The organism is Deltaproteobacteria bacterium, from assembly GCA_003696105.1.
Taxonomy (GTDB): Bacteria; Myxococcota_A; Polyangia; order Haliangiales; family J016; genus J016.
Genome location: RFGE01000100.1, coordinates 1 through 2,925, shown reverse-complemented (window position 1 = coordinate 2,925; position 2,925 = coordinate 1). Strand labels below are relative to the sequence as shown.

Annotated in this window: 6 protein-coding genes; 2 read left to right on the top strand and 4 right to left on the bottom strand. The window is 72.5% G+C overall.

Translation table 11 applies throughout. The features are described from left to right. The 4 genes from D6689_06750 to D6689_06735 all read right to left on the bottom strand — a co-directional run. The coding region (locus tag D6689_06750; protein RMH42905.1) for an AraC family transcriptional regulator at positions 1 to 209 on the bottom strand (209 nt) is incomplete at its 3' end. A gap of 19 nt (positions 210 to 228) precedes the next feature. Continuing rightward, a complete protein-coding gene (locus D6689_06745) occupies positions 229 to 501 on the bottom strand; it encodes a hypothetical protein (GenBank protein ID RMH42904.1) in 273 nt (90 codons plus the stop codon). Between the two features lie 219 nt (positions 502 to 720). Further along, entirely contained in the window at positions 721 to 960 is a 240-nt protein-coding gene (locus D6689_06740) for a hypothetical protein (GenBank protein ID RMH42903.1), read from the bottom strand. Positions 961 to 1,023: 63 nt separating this feature from the next. Next, positions 1,024 to 1,269 (bottom strand): hypothetical protein, encoded by a 246-nt coding sequence (locus D6689_06735; protein ID RMH42902.1) that lies wholly within the window; start codon positions 1,267 to 1,269, stop codon positions 1,024 to 1,026. Between the two features lie 21 nt (positions 1,270 to 1,290). Between D6689_06735 and D6689_06730 the strand changes: the two genes are divergently transcribed. Both D6689_06730 and D6689_06725 read left to right on the top strand, forming a co-directional pair. After that, entirely contained in the window at positions 1,291 to 2,457 is a 1,167-nt protein-coding gene (locus D6689_06730; protein RMH42901.1) for a pyridoxal phosphate-dependent aminotransferase, read from the top strand. A 76-nt stretch (positions 2,458 to 2,533) separates the two neighbouring features. Continuing rightward, on the top strand, positions 2,534 to 2,925 hold a 392-nt coding region (locus D6689_06725; protein RMH42900.1), incomplete at its 3' end, for a hypothetical protein.

Below are 2,925 nucleotides of genomic sequence, written 5' to 3'. Positions count from 1 at the left end.
GCGGGCGCCGCCGCCGGCGCGGGCTGCGCGGCCGCCGCCGGCGCGGGCTGCGCGGCCGCCGCCGGCGCGGGCTGCGCGGCGGGCTGGGCCGCGGCGGTGCCGTCGTTGACGTACACGGTGGTCGGTCCCGCGCTCGGCGCGGGGGTCGGGTGACAGGCGAAGGCGCCGGCACACAGCGCCGCGATCATCGCGATGGACTTGCAGGTCATCGTGGTCCTCCGGTGGGGGTCACTGGCAGGCGTCGTCGCAGGCCGAGTAGTCGTTCGGCGTGAGCTGAACGACCGCCTCGCGGATCTGTTCGCACGAGTGGGTGTTGATGCAGCGCGCCTCACACAGGCTCACGCCCTCGCAGGTCGCACCGAACGTGGCGACGCTCGGGAGGTTGCAGTCGTCGAGCTTGGCGGTGGCCTCGTCGCACTCGGTCTCGCCCTCGGTGCTGCAGGCGGTGGCGAGGGCGATGGAGCCGGCGAGCGCCGCTCCGAGCAGGAATCGCAGCTTCATGGGTGTCTCCTTGGCAGGTCAGGTGGTGTGCCGGCTAACGCAAGGCGTATGCCAGCAGACCGGAGCGGCGGCGGCGCGCGCAGAGCCTCGAAACCGCTGGCCGCGCCGGCGGTGCTGGTCGCGCGATTGTCGCCGGCCGGGCGACCGGCGTGCGCGAACTGTCGCCTGCCGGGTGACAGCTCGCGCGGCAGCCCGCGGCGACCCGCCGCCGCGCGCCCGCTACCGCGCCGGCCAGTCCGGCTCGGGGTCGACGCCGAGCGCCTCGACCATCAGGTTGTAGTAGTTGAAGAAGCCGGTGACCTGCACGACGTTGAGGATGTCCTCGTCGGTGAGTCCGGCGGCGCGCAGCGCGTCGATGCGCTCGGGCGTCGACGCGTGCGGGTCGTCGGTGATGGCGATGGCGAAGTCGAGCATGGCGCGCGCGCGCGGCGGCAGATCCGCCGCGCGGTAGTCGGTCATGATCGCGTCGGCGAGGGCGTCGTCGCCGGTGACGGCACGGAGATCCTCTCCGTGAGCCTGCGTTCAATAGAAGCAGTCGTTGTGCCGCGACACCGCGACCGCGATCATCTCGCGCTCGGCGCGCGACAGGCTCGACGGTCCGAGCATGATCGCGCTGTAGAGGCGAAGCGACGCCGACATGACGCGCGGGTTGAGGCTCTGCACGCGGACGACGTTGTAGACCCGGCCCGCGCGGCGCCGTGCCGCGTCGTATTCGCGCGCGAGTGCGCCGGTGGCTTCGTCGTCGGCGACCGTCTTGATGTACGCCATGCGGTCATGGTACGCGCACGCATGCGCGAATTTCTAGCGAGGCGGCTCGGCGGGCTCGTCCAATCTGACATTCGCCGCATGACCCGCGAGTGCGACCGCGTCGGCGGCATCAACCTGGGCCAGGGGCTCGGCGACCTGCCGCCGCCGGAGGCGGTGGTCGCCGGAGCGAAGCGCGCGCTCGACGAGCGGCCGCACAGCTACACGTATCCCGAGGGCATCCCGGAATTGCGCGAGGCGATCGCGGCGAAGCTCGCACGCGACAACGGGATCGACGCCGACCCGCGCGACGAGATCGTCGTGACGGTCGGCTCCAGCGGCGCGTTCACCTGCGCGCTGCACGCGCTGCTGGACCCGGGGGACGGACTGCTGCTGCTCGAGCCGTATTACGGCTATCACCTCAACACCGCGATCGTCGCCGGCATCGAGCCGCGGTTCGCGACGCTCGAGCCGCCCGACTTCGCGTTGACGGCCGACCGGCTGCGCGCGGCACTGCGCCCGAACACGCGCGCAATCGTGGTATGTACACCTTCGAATCCGAGCGGCAAGATGTTCGATCGCGCCGAGATCGAGGCCGTCGCCGACGTGGCGCGCGAGCGCGATCTGCTCGTGATCACCGACGAGATCTACGAGTACATCCGCTACGACGGGAGGGACCACGTCAGTCCCGCGACGGTGGCCGACCTGCGCGAGCGCACCGTGACGATCATGGGATTGTCGAAGACGTTCAGTATCACGGGCTGGCGGCTCGGCTACGCGGTGGCGCCGCCGGCGATGGCGCGCGCGATCGCGCTGGTCCACGACCTGTTCTACATCTGCGCGCCGGCGCCGCTGCAGTACGGCGCGCTGGCCGGGTTCGCCGCGCCGCCGGAGGCGCTCTGCGATCTGGCCGCGACCTACCAGCGCAAGCGGGACCGGCTGTGCGCCGCGCTGGCCGACGCCGGCATGCGCCCGATCGTGCCGCAAGGGGCGTACTACGTGCTCGCGCGGATCGACCATTTCGGCTACGAAACTGCCCGCGCGTGCGCCATGGACCTGCTCGAGCGCGGCGGCGTCGCCGCGGTCCCGGGGTCGGCGTTCTACCGCGGCCGGGAAGGCGACGGCCTGCTGCGGTTTTGCTTCGCGAAGCGCGACGACGAGCTCGACGAAGCGTGTCGCCGGCTGCGCCGGTTCGCGCCGCGGCCGCGCTGATCGGCGGTCCTGCTGGCTCCTGCCGCGTCGGCGGCGCTATGATGAGGTCGTTGACCCAGCTCGCGGAGGCCGGCGCGTGTCCGAGTACCTGCGAAGCGTGCTGAGCGCGCTGCCGGACCTGGTGTGCGTGTTCGACGCCGACGGCGTGTCCGTGGACGTGTTCGGCGACGTGCGCTTGCTGCCCGCACCGCCCGACCAGGTCGTGGGGCGCCCGCTCGGCGCGTGGATGCCGGCCGCGGTCGCGGACCTGGTGCGCGCGACGATCGCGTCGGTCGCCGCGCGCGGCGGCCACGAGTCGCTCGTGTTCGAGTATGTCGTGGGAGGCGCGACGCGCGTGTGCGCGGCCCGCTGCGCGCGGCTGCCGGATGTCGGTGGCGGCGGCGCGCGGGTCGTCATGGTGACGCGCGACATCACGCCGCAGGCGCGCCTGCAAAACGAGCTGGCGGCGAGCGAGCGGCGGTTTCGCGC

Excerpts from the sequence above, each read along its gene's own strand:
- D6689_06745 (RMH42904.1), bottom strand. The coding sequence starts at position 501 with ATGAAGCTGCGATTCCTGCTCGGAGCGGCGCTCGCCGGCTCCATCGCC.
- D6689_06740 (RMH42903.1), bottom strand. The coding sequence starts at position 960 with ATGACCGACTACCGCGCGGCGGATCTGCCGCCGCGCGCGCGCGCCATG.
- D6689_06735 (RMH42902.1), bottom strand. The coding sequence starts at position 1,269 with ATGGCGTACATCAAGACGGTCGCCGACGACGAAGCCACCGGCGCACTC.
- D6689_06730 (RMH42901.1), top strand. The coding sequence starts at position 1,291 with ATGCGCGAATTTCTAGCGAGGCGGCTCGGCGGGCTCGTCCAATCTGAC.